The organism is Geobacillus sp. LEMMY01, assembly GCF_002042905.1.
Taxonomy (GTDB): Bacteria; Bacillota; Bacilli; order Bacillales; family Anoxybacillaceae; genus Geobacillus; species Geobacillus proteiniphilus.
Genome location: NZ_MVKA01000020.1, coordinates 1 through 21,328, shown reverse-complemented (window position 1 = coordinate 21,328; position 21,328 = coordinate 1). Strand labels below are relative to the sequence as shown.

Here is a 21,328-nt window from a genome sequence, read left to right as displayed (position 1 = left end):
AATGATACAAGAACACCGCACGGAAAGGAACAGCACGAATGACGTGGGAAGTATTGAGCATCATCGGCACGATCGCCTTTGCCATTAGCGGGGCGATCGTCGCGATGGAAGAGGAGTACGATTTGCTTGGGGTGTACATTTTAGGGATTGTCACCGCTTTTGGCGGCGGGGCGGTGCGCAATTTGCTGATCGGGGTTCCCGTGTCGGCGTTATGGGAACAGCAGCCGCTCTTTCTTGTCGCTTTGGCGGCCATGACAGTTGTGTATTTGTTCCCAAAGCAAATGCTGCCGCCGTGGAAGCGGTGGGGCAACTTTTTTGACGCCCTTGGGCTGTCGGCGTTCGCCATCCAAGGAGCGCTGTATGCAGTCAAAATGGGGCATCCGTTAAGTGCGGTCATCGTCGCCGCTGTGTTGACCGGAAGCGGCGGCGGCATTATCCGTGACGTGTTGGCGGGAAGAAAGCCGCTCGTGTTGCGCGCAGAAATTTATGCCGCCTGGGCCATTCTCGCCGGCCTCGCCGTCGGACTGAAATGGGCCGAATCGCCCGTGGAGCTGTATGTGCTGTTGATCGTCGTCGCCGCTTTGCGCGTTTTGTCATACACGTACGGCTGGAAGCTGCCGCGGCGGGCGGTTGGGGAGAAAACAAGCGGGCAGCCTTGACACTCCGCACGGCTAAAGCCATGGGATTCTTGGGTCGTTCGCGTCCTCATCCATTTCTGGTTTGGACAACGCCCAAGTTCGGGGGTGTGTCATCACCCCGTCCCATCGGGTTAGCGTGTACCCCGATGGGCGGCGCACCTGTGACCAGTGCGCTAGGTTAGGCGCTCAAGCCTGAAATCGCTTTGGCGATGTTGATCGCCCCATTCAAGTCGGCATGGAGGGTGTATCCGCACTTTTGGCATCGGAAGCGGATGCCGTTTCGGTTCGCTTTCTCTCGATGACCACATTTACACGTTTGGCTCGTGTAGGTCGGATTCACCCACTCGACCCGAATGCCTGCCATTTCGGCTTTATAGGCAATCATCGTTTGCAGTTGATGAAACGCCCAAGAGTGAAGGCTTCGTCCTGCTTCTTTTGCCGATGTTGCCCGTTTTCGAATGCCCGTCAATTCTTCCATGCGAATCACGCCAACACCGTTGGCGAGGGCAAAGTTGACAATTTGACGGCTGATTTTGTGGTTGACACCTTTCATCCAGCGGGACTCTTTGTCGCCGATTTTTCGCACCGCATGAAGCTTCTTGGCTTTTCCTAATCTCCTTCGCAAAGCCGCATATCGCCGGCGAACAAAGGCGCATTGGTTGCYCTTAAAAAACAGCGATTTCGTTCCAACGCTGGCAACGGCGATATAACRAAGTCCGAGGTCAACGCCCATTGCCTTGGTTTCCTTGCGCGGTTCCACTTCAAAKGTGATGGTGATGGCRAAATACCATTTCTTTCTCTTTTTATAGAGTTTGGCTGCCCCTTGTTTGACGGTTCCATCGAGCAGCCGATCCAGCCATGCTGCTTGATAGGTTCGTGTGACAACAGGCACACCGATTCGTTTTTCCAATGTTGGGAATGAAACGGTGTAGAAATCTCCCTTTCGTTCAACTTTCCAATTTTGGTTGTTGAAGCAACACCACTGTTTGCGAAACTGCTTTGTCTTTTGGTGTTTCGTTTGAGATTTTACTTCCCGAATGGTTTGATTGACAATTGCGGAAGGAAACCGTTGCGATGAAAAATCCTGAAAGATTTTGCTGGTGGCTTTGTTCAGATCGGGATGAGTCGCCAGCCAATTCGCAAACGCTGTATTTACTTCTGTCATCTGTTTATACATTTCTTGTTTGGCTTTTATACATTTCTTGTTTGGCTTTCGTTGGCTTGTGAAGCTCCAATTTCAAGGTGATGGTGGGCATGGATTCACCTCCCTCCTTTTATGATACTTCAATGCTCGCTTTCATCCCACCCCTAAAGGAGTGGGCTTTCTCGCTCGCGGGTCTGTAAAATGTGGAATCGTCCGTCGGATTGGCGCTCGGAGTTTCTTGCGGCAAGGGGAAAAAGAAATTTTCCATCCTTGGGGACAAAAAAGGGGTGTAAAAAAAGATTGATTTACTCATCGTATATGGTAACATAAAGATGATGTGTGTTTCCGCGATTTTATAAGGCCAAGGTGATTGCACATGAATATGGAAGCATTTGCCGCATGTTTGGCTTCGTTTATCACAGTATTGGTCATCACCCCGTTCGTGATCAAGCTCGCCATCAAAATTGGCGCGGTCGATCGGCCGAACGGGAGAAAAGTGCATACAAAAGTCATGCCAAGGCTTGGCGGATTGGCCATTTTTATCGGTGTCGCCGTCGGCTATTTTGTCGGCGGGGTGTATAAAGAGCAAGTGACGGGGATGACGGTCGGCGCCATCATCATCGTGCTCGTCGGGATGCTCGACGATTTGTACGAGCTGTCGCCAAAAGTGAAGCTGGCCGGCCAGCTGCTGGCGGCGTTCGTCGTTGTCGCTTCCGGGCTGAAGGTCGATCTTTTGACCGTCCCGTTTGTCGGCACGTTTGAGTTGGGGCTGTGGAGCTACCCGATCACGATATTTTGGATTGTCGCGATTACGAACGCCATCAACTTGATCGACGGGTTGGATGGATTGTCCGCGGGCATTTCCGCCATTGGGATTGCGGCCATTGCCGTCATGGCGGGCATGGCGGGCAAAATGCTCATTTTCACGCTCTGCTTGATCATCTTGGGCAGCGTCATCGCTTTCTTGTTTTACAACTTCCACCCGGCGAAAATTTTCATGGGGGATACCGGCGCGTTGTTTTTAGGTTATGCCATTTCCGTCCTGTCGGTGCTAGGGCTTTACAAAAGCGTGACGCTCTTCAGCTTCGTCGTTCCGGTGATCATTTTGGGCGTGCCGATTTTCGATACGACATTTGCCATTATTCGCCGCATTGTGAATAAAAAGCCGATCTCGGCGCCGGATAAGTCGCATCTTCATCATCGGCTGCTGGCTCTTGGCTTTTCGCATCGCAACACGGTCTTGCTCATTTATGCGTTTGGCCTGATGTTTGCCATCAGCGCTATTTTGTTCTCCGCCTCGACGTTATGGCAGTCCATTCTCATCGTCTTTGCCTTGATCGTCTTCGGGGAACTGCTTGCTGAACTGATCGGCTTGGTCAATGATCAGTACAAGCCGTTTATGACCTTCCTCCGCAAGCTGTTGCGCGGAGGTCGGAAAGTATACGGAAACGACCGTTAAAAAAGCAAATTTCAGCAAAATGGGCCGTTTGTGTCGCTTCAAGAACAAACGGCTTTTTTGAGGAATTGTTTGTCTTTGGAAAATTATACCCTTTTCATTCTCTGTTTATGCAACATCTTCGCTTATTTTTTGACCGTGCAATCAACATTGCCACAAAACTGTCATTATATATTGACGCAAATGTGATAAACTAAACATGTTTATTCTATATATTTTTTGATTTTGGAGGAACTTGCGATGAACGTGCCAATGTTGGATTTAAGCGAACAGTATGAACAATTGAAGCCGGAGATCATGCGTGTATTGGACGAGGTGATGCGCTCTTCCCGCTTTATTTTAGGGGACTATGTGAAGAAAATGGAAGCGGAAATTGCCGCCTACAGCCGGGCGAAACACGGAATCGGCTGCGGCAACGGAAGCGATGCGATACATATTGCTTTGCAAGCGGCCGGCGTCGGGCCGGGCGATGAAGTCATCACGACGGCGTTCACCTTTTTCGCGACTGGGGGATCGATTGCGCGGGCCGGCGCCAAACCGGTGTTTGTCGATATCGATCCGGTGACGTTCAACATTGATCCGGCGCAAATTGAGGCGGCGGTGACGGAGAAGACGAAAGCCATCATCCCGGTGCATTTGTACGGGCAAATGGCGGATATGGAGGCGATCGCGGCGATTGCCAAGCGGCACGGATTGGTTGTCATCGAGGACGCCGCCCAGGCGATCGGCGCGAAATACAACGGGAAATGCGTTGGCGAGCTTGGGACGGCGGCGACGTACAGCTTCTTCCCGACGAAAAACTTGGGCGCCTACGGGGATGGCGGCATGATCATTACGAACGATGACGAACTGGCGGAAAAATGCCGGGTCATCCGCGTTCATGGCAGCAAGCCGAAATATTACCATCATGTACTTGGCTACAACAGCCGCCTCGATGAGATGCAAGCGGCGATTTTAAGCGTCAAATTCCCGCATCTGGATCGGTGGACGGAACAGCGGCGCAAGCATGCGGCGACGTATACGCGCCTGTTGCAAGAGGCGGTCGGCGACCTTGTTGTGACGCCGAAAGAAGTCGACGGGCGCTATCATGTGTTCCATCAATACACGATTCGAGCGCCGAAGCGCGACGAGCTGCAGGCGTTTTTGAAAGAACAGGGGATCGCGACGATGGTGTACTATCCGCTGCCGCTGCATTTGCAGCCGGTGTTTGCTTCGCTCGGGTATAAGGAAGGGCAGTTGCCGGAGGCGGAAAAAGCGGCGAAAGAAGCGCTGTCGCTGCCGATGTTCCCAGAGCTGAAAGAGGAGCAGCAACAGTACGTCGTGGAGAAAATCGCGGAATTTTACCGTCATTTCGCTTGATCGTCCAACCGGCCAAAGGAAACGTCACTTGCGCACAGCAATGGCGTTTTCTTTGGCGTTGGATCATTTGTTTTGTTCACAACACTTTGTTATTTTATGATAAGGGATGGTGGCCGGATTGACGGCGGAAAAACGACCGTTTGTGCTATACGAATATTTGCGCTTTTTTTGGCAGCGAAAATGGTGGTTTCTTGTCGTTCCGCTTGCGACGATCGTTTTGACCGTCATCGCAGGGCGGCTTTTGCTGCAGGGGGAGAAGTATACGGGGAAAGCTGTCGTGTTTACCGGATCGATTGACGTAAAAGAGTTGACGGATCCGAAAAATATAGAGGCGAAGTTTCCAGATGTGAAAAACTTGGATGTCGTCGTTCCTGAGGAACAGTACGTGCAAATCACCGTCAAAGGCGACGATGAACAGGACGTGAGTCGAGAATTGAAGCTTGTTGTGTCGGAATATAGCCAGGAGCTCGAGCGCCATTCGCAAGAGCGGATTGATGTCACAACGAAATACTTGCATGCGCTGGAAGAACGGGAGCGCGCATTGCAGCAAAAAGTCGATTATTATAGCGAACAAGTACAGTCGGGCCGCTTGAATCCAGAACAACTCGATGACATCAGCGACTTGTTGGTCGAGTCGGAAAACAACTTGACCGAAGTGATGGAGCGCGTCAATCGCATCCGCGGCAATCTCGTCTTTTACGAAAAACCGGCCGTGTTGTCGGAAACGGTGGCGAAATCGAAAACGTATACGGGGCAGCTTGCGGCGATTGGCCTTGTCCTCGGCCTGTTTTTGACGGTCGTTTGGCTGACGCTTTGGAAGTATATATTGGACGCGAGGAGGTACTATTCTTCATGATCCGTTTTGCCATTGTCGGCATGGGGCATATCGCCAAAAAACATATCGATGCCATTGAAAAGGCGGACGACGCCGAACTGGCGGCGGTTTGCGACACGAATCCGGAACGTTTGCGCGACGTGTCGGATGTTCCTGTTTACACTGATATGGAGACGATGTTGAAGGAGAACGAACAGATCGATGTCGTCAACATTTGCGTTCCGTCCGGGTTGCACGCGCCGCTGACCAAGTTGGCGGCCCGCTATCGCCGTCATATCATTGTGGAAAAGCCGATGGCGCTCCGCATGAGCGACGCCGAAGAGATGATCCGCGCGGCGAAGGAATACGACGTGAAGCTCGCGGTCGTTCATCCGAACCGCTTTCGCCCGGCAATTCGGAAGCTGAAAGAGGCGATGGAGCGAGGGATGTTCGGAAAACTGAGCCATGCGAACGCCACGGTGCGCTGGAATCGAAATCAAGCCTATTATGATCAGGCGGCGTGGCGGGGGACGAAAGAGTTTGACGGCGGCGTCTTGATGAACCAAGCCATTCACAATTTGGATTTGCTGCTTTGGCTGATGGGGCCGGTCAAGGCGGTGCAAGCGATGGCGGCGACTCGTCTGCGCAAGATTGAGACGGAAGACGTCGCGGCGGCGGTCGTCGAGTTTGAAAGCGGGGCGCTTGGCGTCATTGAGGCAGCGACGACGATTTATCCGCAAAACTTGGAGGAATCGATCGCCATTTTCGGCGAAAAGGCATCGGTGAAAATCGGCGGCCGGACGGCCAACTTTATCGAAACGTGGGAAGCGGAAGGCGTCAGCGAGGAAGAACGGGCAAAGCTCATCGATGAGATCAACGCCGACCCGTTTGGCAAGCCGGGGCACCAATGGATCATTGAAGATATGGTGCAAGCGATTCGCGAAGACCGCGAGCCGATTGTCACTGGTTTGGACGGATTGGCTCCTGTTCGGCTGATCGAAGCCATTTTGCGTTCGGCGGAAACGGGGACAAGAGTGCAACTATCTGAGTAGAAAGGAATGAGAGGAATGAACTACGCGGAACGGCTGTTGCAAAAGTTTGAGAAACGCGACGCGGTCATCGGCGTGGTCGGGCTTGGCTACGTCGGGCTGCCGCTGGCAGTCGAAAAAGCAAAAGCAGGGTTTCATGTCATCGGCTTTGACATCCAACAAAGCCGCGTCGATCAAGTGAACAATGGGATCAACTACATCGGCGATGTCGTCGATGAAGATTTGCATGAGATGGTCAAACAAGGGCGGCTCGTGGCGACGACCGATTACGCCCGGATCGCGGAAGTCGATGCCGTGGCGATCGCGGTGCCGACCCCGCTCGATGAGCATCACCAGCCGGATACGTCCTACGTCGAAAACTCGGCAAACGAAGTCGCCAAATACGCCCATGAAGGGATGCTTGTCGTTTTGGAATCGACCACCTATCCAGGCACGACGGAAGAAATCGTGAAACCGGCGCTGGAGAAAAAGGGGCTCATCGTCGGGGAAACGGTGTTCGTCGCCTATTCGCCGGAGCGGGTTGACCCGGGCAACAAGCAGTTTAAGACGAAAAATACGCCGAAAGTCGTCGGCGGCGTGACAAAAACGTGCACGAAAGTGGCGGCGGCCATGTATCGAGCCGTGCTTGAAGGCGATGTGCACGAAGTGTCGAGTCCGGCGGTGGCGGAAATGGAGAAAATTTTTGAAAACACGTTTCGCCATATCAACATTGCGTTAGCGAACGAAATGGCCATTTTGTGCGAACGGATGGGCATTGATGTCTGGGAAGTCATCGATGCAGCGAAAACGAAGCCGTACGGATTTATGGCGTTTTATCCGGGGCCGGGGCTTGGCGGCCATTGCATTCCAATCGACCCGTTTTATTTGACATGGAAGGCGCGCGAATACAACTACCATACGCGCTTGATCGAGCTGGCCGGAGAAATCAACAACGCAATGCCGGAATATGTCGTCAACCGCGCGATGCTCATTTTGAACGAAGAAGGGAAGGCGCTGCGCGGTTCGAAAGTGACGGTGCTCGGCGTCGCCTACAAAAAAGACATTGATGATGTGCGCGAATCGCCAGTGTTGAAAATCGTCGAGCTGCTCGAGCAATACGGAGCGGAATTTGCGGTCGTCGACCCGTATGTTCCGTCGTTCCGGGCGTGCAACCGGGTGATTGAGACGGTCGAGCTGACGCCGGAACTGCTCGAGCAGTCGGATCTTGTCTTGATTACGACGGACCATTCCAACATCGACTATGAAATGGTCGCTCGTCACAGCCGGGTCGTGTTTGACACACGCAACGCCATGAAAGATGTGTCGAAACCAGCAAAATACGTCAAATTGTAAGCGAAGGAGACGAAACGATGCATATTGTCGATCCCTCTGTTGTTTGCGGTGAACGTGTCGAAATCGGCCATTTCACTGTCATCGAGGCGAATGTAAAAATCGGAAACGACGTTAAAATCGGCCATCACGTCACGATTCACGAAGGAACCGTCATTGGCGACGGCGTGACGATCGCCGACGGCGCGGTGCTCGGCAAACCGCCGAAGCCGGCGAAAACGAGCACCGTCAAGCTGTCGGGCGAGCTGCCGCCGCTTGTCATCGGCGACCATTGCACGATCGGCGCCAACGCCGTCATCTATCGAGGAGCGACGATCGGCGCCTACACATTGATCGCTGATTTGGCGAGCGTGCGCGAAAACGTGCAAATCGGCCAATATGTGATCGTCGGGCGCGGGGTGTGCATTGAAAACCACGTCCAAATCGGCGATCGGACGAAAATCCAGTCGAACTCCTACATCACTGCCTACACGACGCTCGAAGACCATGTTTTCATCGCCCCGTGCGTCACGACGACCAATGACAACTACATGGGGCGGACGGAAGAACGGTTCGCCAAAATCAAAGGGGCGACCGTCAAGCGCGGGGCGCGCGTCGGGGGCGGAGCGATTTTGCTGCCGGGCGTGACGGTGGCGGAAGAGACGTTTGTCGCCGCTGGGGCGCTCGTCACGAAAGATACGGAACCGAGGACGGTCGTCAAAGGATTCCCGGCGCGCTTCAGCAAAATGGTCGACGAGCGGGAGTTGTTATAAATTGTTCTCGGCATTCAAGCGTTTAGGAGCGGATTCGCTCCTTTACGCGTTTATGAACGTCGGTACGAAGCTGATTGCCTTTTTGATGCTGCCGATTTATACAAGCTATTTGTCAAAGGCGCAGTACGGGGCGGTCTACTTGATCGACCAATGGACGTCGATGCTGACGTTTCTCGTCATTTTCGGTACGGATTCGGCGCTCTCTTTTTACTATTACGACACGGACGACAAAGAGAAGCGCCTTTTGTATGTGCGCAACGTCATGTACTTCCGGCTGTTTGTCGTCGCCATCTTATTTTTGGCTGTCGTTTTGGCCGGTCCGTGGATCGCAGGCGCGCTGTTTAAAGAACCTCGCTATGTCGATTTGCTGTACATCAGTATCGCGACGTTGCTGCTCGATACGATTTTCGTCGTGGCGACGACGGTGCTGCGGTTTGAATTTCAGACGAAAAAAGTCGTGATTTGGACGCTCGTGAAAATGCTGCTTGTCGCTGTGCTGTCGTATGCGGCGCTCCGGTGGTTCGCGGCGACGCCGGAAGGGCTGCTCATCGGCCGGCTCGTAAGCAGCGCGCTCGTGTTTTTGTTGATGCTGCATTTGACCGTAAAGTATATGGTGTGGCGCGTGCGCCTTGACGTGTTAAAGGAGCTGCTTGCCTACGCCGCCCCGCTCGTGCCGACTTCGCTCGCCTTTTGGGTGATCGCCAACGTCAGCACGTTTTTCATCCAACGGTTTGCGTCGTTGGAGGAAGTCGGGGTGTTTGGGGTTGCCTTGCGGCTCGCGACCGTGATCACGCTCATCACCAGCGGCGTGCAGATGGCGTGGCGTCCGTATTCGATGTCGATGAAAGACCGACCGGAAAGCCGTACGCTGTTTGCTAAAGTGTATATGGCGCTTTTGCTCATTGGAGCGTTTGGGCTGCTTTTGATCGCCACGGCGAGCCCGTGGCTTGTGGAAACCTTTTTCAAACAGGAATATCAGGATGCAGCGTCCTATATCCCTTTTTTATCGGCAGTCACTTTTTTGAACTTTTATTATTTGATTCTTTCCACCGGCTTGTTTTTGACAAAGGAAACCGGCTATATTTCACGGGTGTTCACTCTAGCGGCGCTTCTTCATCTTGCGTTGAACGCCGTTTTGGTGCCGCTTTGGCTCAGCTGGGGAGCGGTCGCGGCCAGCCTCATTACGTATATTGTCGCTGTGGCCTTCATTTTTCGCAAAAGCCAACAAGTGTATTCCGTGCCGGTGTCGTGGAAAAAGATGTCTTTGGTTTTTGTCGGCACATTGCTCGCCCTCATCGTCATCGTCTACGTCCAGCAGGCGCCGCTCGCTGACGGCTGGGTGCTCGCTGGTTGGGGCTTGTTTGCCGCCACGCTCTTTGCCAGCCGGGTTGATCGTGATTTGCGCCGCCCGGTGCGCACGATCGAGGGCGAAAATGCGCAAAATACTTGATAACCGCTCGTCTGATCTAGAAGTCTGGTGACTGAATGGGAAAACGCTCCTTCAAAGGACTTTCTCACATTGAAAAACAGCATGGTCATGATCCTGCTTTGCATTCATGAACCGATGATTTTGCAGAAATCACTGTTTTTCACCAACGTTCTAGGAGGTGTTTCGGATGAAAATCGCCACCGTGTTAGGCGCCAGACCGCAGTTTATCAAGGCTGCCCCTGTCTCGCGCGTCTTGCGAAAACAATATACCGAAGTGCTGATCCATACCGGGCAGCACTATGACCCGAATATGTCGGCCATTTTTTTTGAGGAGTTGAACATTCCGACGCCTGACTACTATCTTGGGGTGGGTTCAGGCAGCCATGGAAAGCAAACGGGTGAAATGCTGATTAAAATTGAAGAAATTGTCATGCAGGAAAAACCGGATTATGTGCTCGTCTACGGCGATACGAACTCGACGCTCGCCGGCGCGTTGGTCGCTTCGAAGTTGCACATTCCGGTCATCCACGTCGAAGCCGGGCTGCGCAGCTTCAACAAGCAGATGCCGGAAGAAATCAACCGCATCATGACCGATCATGTCTCCGAGCTCTTATTTTGTCCAACGGAGACGGCCGTGGAGAACTTGCGAAACGAAAATATTACGCGAAACGTCTGGAACGTCGGCGACGTCATGTATGACGCCATTTTGTACAACAAGGAGCTCGCGCAGCGCCAATCGACGATTTTGGCCGATTTGGGGCTCGAGGAAAAATCATACTATCTGATCACGATTCATCGGGCGGAAAATACCGATGACCCCGACAAATTGAAAGCCATTTTGGCTGCTTTTGCGGACATCGACGGGACGAAAGTGTGGCCGATTCATCCGCGGACGCGGCATAAGCTTGAAGAGTACGGCTTGGACGCTTCGGCGATTCCAGGGCTTCGGCTGATCGATCCGGTCGGTTATTTGGACATGCTTCGGCTAGAGAGCGGCGCGAAAAAAATCATCACCGATTCAGGCGGCGTGCAAAAGGAGGCGTATTTCTTGCGCGTGCCTTGCGTGACGGTGCGCGAACAAACCGAATGGGTGGAAACGCTCGAAGGCGGGGCGAACATCTTAACCGGCACGGACCGTGAGAAGATCGTCGCGGCGGTCCACAAGGAAGTCGCCCCCGTTTATGCGGACGTCTTTGGCGATGGGCATGCGGCGGAGAAAATCGTGGCGGCGATCGGACAGCGATAAGGGTGCGTCGGCATGTTGGACGTGTTGATCTGGTTGATTGTTCTTGTCGCCTCCACCTTGATGTTTCGCTATGCAGCGGGGACGCTTTCATTGACGGCGCCCAACCTGGTGTCGATTGTGTACTATTACTCGTTCCTTCTGTCGAGCTTCATCGGCGCGCTGCTGATCGCATTGGGAATGGATGATTACTACATGATTCGCAAGTTGTTTCGGCCCGAGGAATACCGGCAGATCGGATTTTTCGTCGTCAGCTTCGTCATGATCGTGTTCCCGCTGTCGATGGTGGTCGTTTCAAGGCTGTGCGGATTTGAAGCCAGGCAGGAGTTTCGCGCCTATTTGCAAAAGCCGCTTTCCCCGTTGGCCGGAGCGACGGGCAGCCAAGTGTTTTATGCGTTTTTGGCGCTGTCGCTGCTCAGTTTTGCCGCCATTGCGTATATGATTTGGAAAACGCCGACGATTCCGGTGTTTGCGCTCTTGACAGGGACGGACGAGAGCTTGGCTGCGCTGCGCATTGAGGCGTCGCGCCATTTTGCCGGAAACGTGCTCGTGCGCAATATTTTTGCCATTACGCTCACGCCGCTTTTGTCGTTTATCGCTTATTTGTTTGCCGAGCTGACGCACGAGTGGCGGTGGAAGCTGCTGTTTATCTGTCTGTTTGTCGGGGCGGTGTTCGTCAATGTGTATGATTTGGCCAAATCGCCGATTTTCTTTTATGTGATGATGTTTTTCCTCATTCGCATTTACATCGGAAAAACAAGGCTGTCGGCGGCGAAACTGGCGCTGTATGGGGGAGTGGGGGCAGCGGTGCTCGTCGGCATGTACATCGTCATTCAAGGGGTGCAAGATGTCGCGACCTTTTTGTCTTACAACAAAGGTCCGATCGGCCGCATGATTTTGGCGCAAATCGCGCCGACGTTTCTTCATTTGAATTTGTTCGGCGAAGCGTTGCCATTTCTTTATGGAAAAAGCTTGCCCTCGATTTTAACAGGGTTGTTTGACGTCGAGAACGTCCGCTCTGCCCGCCTCGTGATGGCGCACGTGTTCCCAGAGCGGATCGAGGATGGAACGGGAGGGGTGCTCAATACACTCTTTGTCGCTGAGGCGTATGCGAACTTTGGCTACGTTGGAATCGTCATCGGCACGCTGTATGTCGGCGTTGTGACGCAGCTGTTGTACATTGGGTTTCTACGGCTGCCAAAAAATCCTTTGTTTTTAAGTTTGTTCGTTTATTTTTCCATTAACATCCCCCGCACGCTCGTCGGTGGGTTCACCGATTTTTTGTTCAATCCGACCTGGGTGCTGCTCGTGGCGTTGTTTGGCGGAATGGCGTTATGGCTGCGCGTGCAGGGGGATTTACGGGCATGGTTTGCAGCGAAAAGGCGAATCACTGATGAGGGATGAATGATGAAAACCGTATTGATTTATTACCCGTTTTCACTCGCCGCGGAACGAAACAGCGGGTCAAAGCTGCGGCCGTATGAAATGCATCAGGCGTTTTTGCGCTGGGGAGCGAAGGAGGGAGTGGACGTTCTTCTGATCGCCGGCACGTCAGCCGAGCGGGAGAAGCAATTTCAAGAGCTCCGCAGCCAAGGCAAGCTCGATGATGTCTGGTTTTGCTATATGGAAAACCAGACGATTCCGCTTTGGCTCACTGACCCAGGACACCGGCCGCAACGTCCGTTCGTCGACCGGGACGTTCTCCGCTACTTGAAAGCCCGCAACGTTCCGATCGGCGTCTTTTACCGCGACGTCTATTGGAAGTTTCCTGATTTGTATCCGCTCCGCGGTTGGAAAAAAGCGGCCATGCAAATGATGTACCGTTGGGAAGAACGGTTTTACGAGCGGTACTGCGATGTCATCTTTTTGCCGAGCCTCGAAATGGGAACATACGTCGCGATCCGCCGCCCGATGGTCGATTTGCCGCCGGGTGGGAAGCAAAAGCCGTTTCAGCGGTTCGGGACGGCGAAACAGCCGCTGAATGCCATTTATGTTGGCGGCATCAACAATGCCGACTATGGGCTTTTGCTCCTGCTTGAGGCGATTCGCTTGGCCAACCGCCGCAAGCCGCTTGTTTCGCTCACCGTCGTCTGCCGAAAAGACGAGTACGAGCGGCAGCCGCTTGCGGTGAAAGAAGAGCTTGCCGCCTTGCAAGTGCGCGTCGAGCACGTCAGCGGCGAAGCGCTCGACCGTTTGTATGCGGAGATGGATTTCGCCTTCATCCCGCGGCGGCGGAGCGAGTACAATGATTTTTCCGTTCCCGTCAAGCTGGTTGACTATTTGTCGAGCGGCCTGCCGATTGTCGCCACCGCTTGCTCAGCGCAAAAGCGGTTGATTGAAGCGGATGGGTACGGCGTCATTTGCGACGACAACCCGTCGTCGATGGCAGAAGCGATCGCCAAGATGGCCGACATGCTCGAGGAGTGCCGCTTGCGCATTGAGCAGACGTTTATGGCGAAACATTCGTGGGAAGCGAGAGTGGAAAAGGTGAAAGAAACGTTGGTGGGGGGCCTCCGATGAAAGTCGCCTTATTGGCTCCAAGCAAATCGATCCATACGCATAAGTGGGCCCGCTTTTACCAAACGCAAGGCATCGATGTGAAAGTCGTGACGTTTAAAGACCATTACGGGCCGGAGCAAGCGAAAGAAGTCGAGACAGTCGTGCTGCCGAAATGGCTGCCGGGGAAGTTGTCGTATTTTTCCACTGTCTTTTCATTAAAGCGGTTGCTCGCTTCGTTTCAACCAGATATTTTGCACGCCCATTATGCCTCCAGCTACGGGTTGATCGGGGCGCTTGCGGGGTATCATCCGTTTTACGTCTCCGTCTGGGGGCGCGACGTGTATCAGTTTCCGAATGCCAATCGTTGGAACCGACGGATGCTTGAATATACATTGCAGCGTGCGGATGTCATTTGTTCGACAAGCCATGTGATGGCGAAAGAAACCGGAAAGTATACGGACAAACCGATCGAAGTGACGCCGTTTGGTGTTGATGTCGGCCGCTTCAAACCGTTGCCGAAACAGCCGAAACGGACCGTGACGATCGGCACGGTGAAAGCTCTTTCCGACAAGTACGGGATCGCCGATTTGATTCGGGCGTTTGCCATTGTGCACGAGCGGCATCCGCAAACGGAGCTGTTGATCGTCGGCGACGGGCCGCAGCGGAGTGAATACGAGGAGCTGTGCGCCCGCCTCGGCATCCAATCCGTGACGACGTTTGCCGGCAAAGTTCCGAACGAACAAGTGCCGCTGTATATCAATCAAATGGATATTTTCGCCGTGCCTTCGACTGAAGACAGCGAAAGTTTTGGCGTTGCCGCCGTCGAGGCGATGGCGTGCGGCGTTCCCGTTGTCGTCTCCAACGTCGGCGGGCTGCCGGAAGTCGTCCGTGAGGGAACAACGGGGTTGATCGTGCCGAAAAACAGTCCGGAAAAGCTGGCGGAGGCGTTCGAACGGCTGCTGCTTGATGAGAGGCTGCGGCAACGAATGGGGGAAAACGGCGTCAAACATGTCCATGAACATTACGATTGGACGGAAAATGCGATGCGCATGATCCGATTGTATGAACAAACGTTGAAAGGCGGTGGAGGGAGTCGATGAGGAACAAAGCCGTCATGTCAGCCGTCGCGGTTGGTGCTCGTTTGTTGCCGAAAGCGGAGGCTAAGTCGCGAAGCCGGCGGCTTTACGTTGGCAAGCTCGTGATGGCCGTCGGTTCGCGGCAACGCTTATTCAGCTGCGGACATCGGCACGGTGTCGAGGAAGCATTTTCCTCTTTCCCCGCTTCGTTTGCGCTCGCCTCTTGGCGCTCGAAATGGAACGTTCGTTTACGATTTTTTGGGAAAGTGGTGTGGAGCGGGCCATGAGGATCATTTACCTATGCCAACACTTCCCGCCGGAAACAGGCGCACCGCAAATTCGTGTGTATGAGGTGAGCAAAGAGCTGATCAAACGGGGGCATCAAGTGGAAGTGCTCACGGCGTTCCCGCATCATCCGCACGGCGTCATCCCGGAGCCATACCGCGGCCTGTTTTATATGTTTGAACAGTGGGATGGCATTCCCGTTCATCGGACATGGATTTATCCGTCGCCGAAGGGGAGCTTTTGGAAACGGCTCGCTTCGTATTTTTCGTTTACATTCAGCTCGTTTTATTCGCTGCTTGTGAAAGCGAAGCCGACGGATGTGATCATTTGCAATTCCCCGCCGTTGTTTTTAGGGATCACCGGGTACGTAGGCGCGAAGTTGAAACGGGCGAAGTTTGTCTTCAACGTCGCCGACATTTGGCCGGAATCGGCCGTTGAGCTCGGCATTTTGAAAAATCGGCTGTTCATCCGAATGGCGAGATGGCTCGAGCTGTTTTTATACCGGAAGGCGTGGAAAATCGCCGCCGCGACGGAAGGCATTCGCGATTATATGATTGAGCAAGGGAAGGCGCCCGAGGATGTCTTTTTATTGCCGAACGGCGTCAACACGGATGTGTTTCGCCCGTTGCCGAAAAACAAGGAGCTGCTTGCGGAATTGGGGCTCGAGGGAAAAGTTGTGTTTACGTACGCCGGAACGATGGGATACGCCCAAGGGCTCGATTCGGTGCTGCGGGCGGCGGCCATCGTCAAAGCGAAAGACGAGCGGGCGCATTTCCTGTTTGTCGGCGACGGCCAAGAGCGGGAAAAGCTGATGGCGTTAAAAGAAGAGCTCGGCCTTGACAATGTGACGTTTTACGGATCCGTTCCGGTTGAGAAGATGCCGGAGATTTTCTCCATCACCGATTATAGCATCGTTTCGCTGCGCAACATCGATTTGTTTAAAGGGGCAAGGCCGTCGAAAATTTTTCCGGCGATCGCCACCGGAACCCCAGTGCTGTATTGCGGCGAAGGGGAGAGCGCAGAGATTTTAGAAACATACCATTGCGGAAAAATCGCTCCTCCAGAAAATCCCGAACAGATCGCCGCGGCTGTCATCGAGCTGCTTTGCCTTCCGAGAGAGGAATACGAAAAGATGGCGGAAAATGGGCGCAAGTTGGCGGTGGAGCAATACTCATGGATCCGCATTGTCGACGATTTGCTTCACGCCCTTGACGATGAAACAAAACGCGAATCCGTTTGGCAGGCGGAAAAATAAAAAAGAAAAGGGTGTCCGGCTCACAAGCAGGATGCCCTTTCCTTTATGTGAAAAGCGGCTATGTTTCCATTTGGAATGATGGTTTTTTTTTACAATCGTCACGCTTTCATTCGAACGAGACTTCTGCTCCGCGGAAGTAATGCTCTAAAATTTGCTCCGCCGTCCATCCGCGCTCGGCGAATGCTTTTGCTCCGTATTGGCTCATGCCGATCCGGTGCCCCCATCCTTTTCCAGTGACGATGATCGAGTTAACCTCTGACGGCGAGGCGGAAAGCGGCACTATGCCATCCGTTGTTTGTACTTTGATTCCTTCGACGTCGGCGAGCGAAACCGTTCCGTTCCCTGTTTGGACGGAATAAGATGACAAGGAAGAGGCGGCGATGTTGCCGCTAGTCGTTTGAATCGACACTGATGGACCGCTTTTTTGCACTTGAATGTCAAACCAGTTGGACGGCAAGATGCCGTAAAATTGATTGCCGTCTAGCGGGAACAGTTTGCGGATGGTCGTTTCATTGCCTTTCACCGTTTTTTCGCCTGCCGAGGTTTCAATCGTGACGGCACCCACTTCTCCGTTTGCGCCGGTTTTGGCGATCGAGACGTCGTATAAAACAACCGATGGATCGGTGATCCCGAAGGAACGCAACAGCACAGACGGCGAGAAGGTGAACGACCAGCGGCTATACGGCGATGATTCATACGGGTCATCGACGCTCGCCAAATATGGGTAGGCGGTTTGCGACGAGTTCCAGACGTCGCTTACGTTGGCGGTTCTGCCGCCGCTTGTCGAGTGGTAATACGTTTCGATGACATTGCCGTTATATTTGAGATACAGCCCTCTTGTTGCTTCGACTGCCTCGTTCGACCGGGGAGATTCTCCATCATATCCTTTATACGTCTGTGTGTTTGGATTGGTCGTCAAACTTGTTTTATGTTTATAGGCATAGTTTCGGGCCGCAATGGCTTGCGCCTTCAGCGCTTCGAGCGGCCAAGAGGCAGGCATCTCGCTCGGCACGACTCCTTTTAAATAATCTTCCATATCTAAAATATTGACAACATACAAGGCGCTGTTTTGCAGGCGAATGTCGACGCTGCCGCGATAACGGGTTTGATTCACTTTCACAAGCGACAACGGCGCAGCGCCGATCGTTTCTTGAATGGTAAATCCGGTGCTTGAAAAATCCGTCTTTCCATTGTACGTGACAAACACGGTCGAAGAGGAAGACCGAAATGTCAGATTTGTCCCGCTTGGCAACGGGGTGATCGTCAACGTCTCTTTATTGACGATTTGATAGTTTCCTTCGACGGCGACTGTCACCGATGTCCCTTTATATAAAAGGACTTGCACGGGATTGTTGTACGTTTTCACCCCAGCGGCGTTCGAGGCGGAAGGAGAGACGATGAGCAGAAACAGGCCGACGGCCAACCACGCTAGTTTTTTCACCGCCTACTTCACCTCACCAAATTCAGCGGCCATCCAGCCCCGCCGCCCGTCGGACAGCTGCACGTTGTACCATTTCTCTCCTTTGCTGTTGGTAAACGGCTGGATATAGACCATCTCTGTCCCTTTTGGAACGGTCACGATAATCGGATAAGAAGTCGTCGCTCCTTTTCGAATATTGACCGCGGCCGTGGCGATGACGTGCTTGGTGCTGTCGCTGCTGACGACGGATGTCGAGACATCGCCGGAATAAATCCAGCCTTTCAACGATGATGAGAGAGCGACGTTGTACCATAGCCCTTGGGAAGAGACGTGCGCCCCGACCACTTGCAGCGAAGCGCCTGCCTGTTTATAAGCGACGATGCGGTAGCTCGTGGAGGCCCCACTGCGGATGGCCACATTGTTTTTCACCACATAGACGACAGAAGGCAAAGAAGGCGAAGCGGGTTTGCTGGCAAGTTGTTGTTGAAGTTGTTGAATTTGTTGTTGCTGGGCGGCCAGTTGTGCTTTCAAGTTGGCAATGTCGTTTTTCACCGGGTTGAGCTGAGAAGTCACCCAGTCGACGCTCGCTAACACGACTTCTTCCGATGCTTTCATCGCCGATGGCGTAAACAAGAGGGCGCCTGCCGTCATCCCGACCGCCAGGCTGGCAGCAATGGCCCATTTGGCTTTTCGTTTCATCATGTTCATCTCCCCCGTTTTTGGATATGGAAAGAAAGGAGAATAATAGCTTTCCTAAAAGGCCGGTGAAAAACAACAGATTCGCTTGGCTCATGAGGAATCGCAAGGAATGAAAACGCGATGTTGCAAGGTTTCTCAGTTTGAGAAACACCGTTGTAAAGCTTTACATCCGTTACATCACTGGCCTTCTAATGCTATTATTCTCCGAAAGCGAACAAACTAGAATTGGCTGAAATACTCTTCCAATCCTTCGCGAATGCCGACGGCCGCTTTTTGGCGGAACGCTTTCGTTTTGAGCAGCGCCTCTTCATTCGGATTGGAGATGAAGGCGAGCTCAACGAGAATGCTCGGCAGCTCGTTTTTCCGGTTGACGTAAAAGTCTTGCGTTTTATGGCCGCGGTCATATGTTCCGAGCTGTTGGACAAGATGTTTTTGCACGATGGCGGCCAACTGCTCGCTTTTTGGCCCATTGAAGTTGTTCGATACGTTGTAGTACGTCGTCGTTCCGCGAGATGTCCGCGAGTACGAGTCGGCGTGAATGCTGATAAAGGCGTCGTAGTCGGAACTGTTGGCGATCCATGTCCGTTCAGACAGCTCCAAAAAGATGTCGGTGCTTCGCGTCAATTTCACGATCGCTCCGGCCCGCTCCAATTCTTCTTTTAGCAATAAGGCGGTGTCGAGAGTAATATCTTTTTCCCGCGTGCCGCCAGGGCCGATCGCCCCCGTGTCGTGCGCCCCATGCCCTGCGTCAATGATGATTTTTTTGCCCTTGAGCCCGGTCTCGAGAATTTTCAGCGCCAATTGGTCGCTGTAATGGCGAAGGGTGAACGTGTACCCCGGTTCAAAGGTGAAGAGCAGGCTGCTGCCGTTCCACTCCACCGTTTGTATGCCTGGAATGTCAGTCGACGGGACTTCAGCGTAGGAAAACGAGCCGGTGATTTTCAGACGATTGCCCGGCAACAACGAATAGGAGACGCGGAAATTAGAAGTTTTTTTCCACGTCAAATAGGCATCTTCGTTGATGGTCGAAAACGTCGGTTCAACGAGACTATTTAAGGCGACGGTAGATGTGCTTGATTCCTCCACCCATCCGCGGACGCCATTGGATGTTTCGACATTCAGCCATCCATGATATTCGTAAAGGACAGCAAGCCGCTCATTCGCTGCCAGTGCCTTCAACGATTGATAGTTCGAAGATGCACCTCGGCGCAGCGGAGTGCCCGCCTGTTTGACGTATACGTAGGATGGGGCTTTTACTTCAAACGCCGGCATCCATCCCGTTTTCCCCGATGCAGAGGTGACTTGCACCCAGTCGAACGGAGATGCTTCTGTCGTCTTCAAAACCGTGACCGTTCGGTTTTTCGCAATCCGCTCGATGACGGCGGCGCTCAACGAAGGTTCGGCAAACAGCGCCGCATTAGCGGTTGTCACCTGCTTTTGCTTCCCCTGGCTGGCTGGTGGGGAAAGGTAGGATTTGGTTACGACCGTCTCGTGCACCCAGCCGAGCGTTTTTCCATTGAGGGACACTTTGTACCAAAGCGCTCCCGACGCATCTTTGGCGCTTGACAGGCTGTTCAGTTTGGTTCCTTTTTTCAGTTGGGTGACGACTTTTGCTTTTAAAGATGGAGCTTGCCGCACATTGGCGACCGACACGCTGATCGTCAGCGGCTTACCGTCGATGTCGGACGTATCAGAGACATCGTTTGGAACAGAAATGGCTGTTGGCATCGTCAACACTTTTTCCGACACCCATCCCCGGACATGTCCGAGATCAACGCGGTACCAAAGTTCCTGACCATTTGTGACGAACAAATCGATCACTTTGACAGATTGACCGCGTGACACTGTGGCAACGGCGCGGTAATGGACGCTCGCCCCGCGGCGAACCGGGGAGGACTGCACAACGTTCATGAATGTCGGCAAAAGTGTCGGAAGCTGTTTGGGTATGTAGATCTGTTCCGTTTTCACCCATCCTTTGACTCCCGCCCATTCCACACGCACATACTGTTCTCCGAGCGAATTGGTGAACTCGGCAATGATGGAGACGACATCACCGTTAGACAGTGTTTTTACGACCGGATAGTAAGGGGATGCCCCCTTGCGCATCGCGATGTCGTTGGCGGCGATCACCGCCCGCTTTCCGACGAGCATAGAAGGCGGTTGGTTGGAAAAGCTGTCCGCACGCGCCCAGCCGGTGACGCCTCCGTACTCGATGCGATACCACGTTTCACCATAGGTGTTTTGAAACTCGTCTATGACTTTCACTTGTTGTCCGGCGGGAATCGACCCAACGACGCGGTAGGAATCCGTCGCTCCTCTCCTTAGCAAAGCGTTATGCTCAGCGACCATGAGTGTCGGTGAGGATGAGGACGGACTTCCATCGGCGGCCAAGGCGGCCGACGGCCACAGCGGGCAAGTCGCCAACAAGACGGAAAGAAGCGTTTTTTTCAAGGATTCGATCCCCCCTTTTTTCTCAAGTTTGCGTTTTCTATACTATCATAGCGAATTTTGCCGTTTTATCCAACCCGAATTCAGTCCTATTATGAGAAAAAATGAAAAGTTTTGTTGAAAAAGAGAGAAAAAAAGCAGAGGACATGAAAAGTTGTGTTCTTTCATCATCATTGCGGCATGATATACGCTGTAAATGGAAAAAGGCGCCCCATTGCTTTTGGGAGCACCTTCTTTGTGATCGTTAATTTTGGCTTTGTGTGGATGGTGAATCGCTGCGCGTGAGGGAGGCGTTGGACGTCTCGAGCGCTTGCCGCAGCGTTTCATTGATTGAGCTGACCGATTGCTCGTCGGGGATGTAGTAGTACACGCCGTTGATCGTTTCGTCGTATCCTTTCAAATGCAAATTTTCTACATCCGCGTTTTTCATTTT

General features: G+C 53.1%; 17 protein-coding genes and 2 pseudogenes. 14 read left to right on the top strand and 5 right to left on the bottom strand.

What is annotated here, in order from left to right; translation table 11 throughout:
* Positions 1-38 precede the first annotated feature (38 nt).
* Positions 39-659: a trimeric intracellular cation channel family protein gene (locus tag B1A75_RS10835; RefSeq protein WP_074043874.1), complete on the top strand. Its 621-nt coding sequence runs from the start codon at positions 39-41 to the stop codon at positions 657-659.
* 157 nt (positions 660-816) lie between these two features.
* Here B1A75_RS10835 and B1A75_RS10830 read toward each other — a convergent pair.
* Positions 817-1,894 (bottom strand): annotated as a pseudogene (locus B1A75_RS10830) (RNA-guided endonuclease TnpB family protein).
* A gap of 264 nt (positions 1,895-2,158) precedes the next feature.
* Between B1A75_RS10830 and B1A75_RS10825 the strand changes: the two are divergent.
* The 13 genes from B1A75_RS10825 to B1A75_RS10765 all read left to right on the top strand — a co-directional run bounded on the left by B1A75_RS10825 (position 2,159) and on the right by B1A75_RS10765 (position 16,328).
* Positions 2,159-3,241, top strand: coding sequence for a glycosyltransferase family 4 protein (locus B1A75_RS10825; RefSeq protein WP_014196805.1), 1,083 nt, complete (start codon positions 2,159-2,161; stop codon positions 3,239-3,241).
* A gap of 237 nt (positions 3,242-3,478) precedes the next feature.
* Complete coding sequence (locus B1A75_RS10820; protein WP_014196804.1) at positions 3,479-4,597, top strand: DegT/DnrJ/EryC1/StrS family aminotransferase; 1,119 nt, start codon at positions 3,479-3,481, stop codon at positions 4,595-4,597.
* A gap of 118 nt (positions 4,598-4,715) precedes the next feature.
* Positions 4,716-5,453 carry a GumC domain-containing protein gene (locus B1A75_RS10815; protein ID WP_074043150.1) on the top strand — a complete coding sequence of 246 codons (738 nt, stop codon included), beginning with the start codon at positions 4,716-4,718 and terminating at the stop codon, positions 5,451-5,453.
* Complete coding sequence (locus B1A75_RS10810) at positions 5,450-6,463, top strand: Gfo/Idh/MocA family protein (RefSeq protein WP_014196802.1); 1,014 nt, start codon at positions 5,450-5,452, stop codon at positions 6,461-6,463. Before B1A75_RS10815 ends, B1A75_RS10810 begins: the two co-directional genes overlap by 4 nt.
* A 15-nt stretch (positions 6,464-6,478) precedes the next feature.
* Positions 6,479-7,792, top strand: coding sequence for a nucleotide sugar dehydrogenase (locus B1A75_RS10805; protein WP_014196801.1), 1,314 nt, complete (start codon positions 6,479-6,481; stop codon positions 7,790-7,792).
* Positions 7,793-7,809: 17 nt separating this feature from the next.
* A complete protein-coding gene (locus tag B1A75_RS10800; RefSeq protein ID WP_074043139.1) occupies positions 7,810-8,541 on the top strand; it encodes an acyltransferase in 732 nt (243 codons plus the stop codon).
* A 1-nt stretch (position 8,542) separates the two neighbouring features.
* Entirely contained in the window at positions 8,543-9,991 is a 1,449-nt protein-coding gene (locus B1A75_RS10795) for a lipopolysaccharide biosynthesis protein (protein WP_074043138.1), read from the top strand.
* A 166-nt stretch (positions 9,992-10,157) separates the two neighbouring features.
* A complete protein-coding gene (gene wecB / locus B1A75_RS10790) occupies positions 10,158-11,216 on the top strand; it encodes a non-hydrolyzing UDP-N-acetylglucosamine 2-epimerase (protein WP_079936189.1) in 1,059 nt (352 codons plus the stop codon).
* A 12-nt stretch (positions 11,217-11,228) separates the two neighbouring features.
* Entirely contained in the window at positions 11,229-12,617 is a 1,389-nt protein-coding gene (locus B1A75_RS10785; protein WP_079936188.1) for an O-antigen polymerase, read from the top strand.
* Entirely contained in the window at positions 12,618-13,733 is a 1,116-nt protein-coding gene (locus tag B1A75_RS10780) for a glycosyltransferase (RefSeq protein WP_014196796.1), read from the top strand.
* Positions 13,730-14,812 carry a glycosyltransferase gene (locus tag B1A75_RS10775; RefSeq protein ID WP_079936187.1) on the top strand — a complete coding sequence of 361 codons (1,083 nt, stop codon included), beginning with the start codon at positions 13,730-13,732 and terminating at the stop codon, positions 14,810-14,812. The genes B1A75_RS10780 and B1A75_RS10775 overlap by 4 nt, the downstream gene beginning before the upstream one ends.
* Positions 14,809-15,075 (top strand): hypothetical protein, encoded by a 267-nt coding sequence (locus tag B1A75_RS10770; RefSeq protein ID WP_079936186.1) that lies wholly within the window; start codon positions 14,809-14,811, stop codon positions 15,073-15,075. Before B1A75_RS10775 ends, B1A75_RS10770 begins: the two co-directional genes overlap by 4 nt.
* The gene (locus tag B1A75_RS10765; RefSeq protein ID WP_079936185.1) at positions 15,072-16,328 is read left to right on the top strand and encodes a glycosyltransferase family 4 protein; all 1,257 of its coding nucleotides are present in this window, start codon (positions 15,072-15,074) and stop codon (positions 16,326-16,328) included. The genes B1A75_RS10770 and B1A75_RS10765 overlap by 4 nt, the downstream gene beginning before the upstream one ends.
* A 106-nt stretch (positions 16,329-16,434) precedes the next feature.
* Here the strand turns inward: B1A75_RS10765 and B1A75_RS10760 are convergent, their stop codons facing one another.
* From B1A75_RS10760 to B1A75_RS10745, 4 genes and pseudogenes are all read right to left on the bottom strand, one after another.
* Positions 16,435-17,769 (bottom strand): SpoIID/LytB domain-containing protein, encoded by a 1,335-nt coding sequence (locus tag B1A75_RS10760; RefSeq protein WP_079936184.1) that lies wholly within the window; start codon positions 17,767-17,769, stop codon positions 16,435-16,437.
* Between the two features lie 3 nt (positions 17,770-17,772).
* A complete protein-coding gene (locus tag B1A75_RS10755; RefSeq protein ID WP_079936183.1) occupies positions 17,773-18,450 on the bottom strand; it encodes an SH3 domain-containing protein in 678 nt (225 codons plus the stop codon).
* A 216-nt stretch (positions 18,451-18,666) separates the two neighbouring features.
* Positions 18,667-20,898: an SH3 domain-containing protein gene (locus B1A75_RS10750; protein ID WP_079936182.1), complete on the bottom strand. Its 2,232-nt coding sequence runs from the start codon at positions 20,896-20,898 to the stop codon at positions 18,667-18,669.
* A 241-nt stretch (positions 20,899-21,139) separates the two neighbouring features.
* Positions 21,140-21,328: pseudogene (locus B1A75_RS10745) on the bottom strand (LCP family protein); the annotation flags it as partial.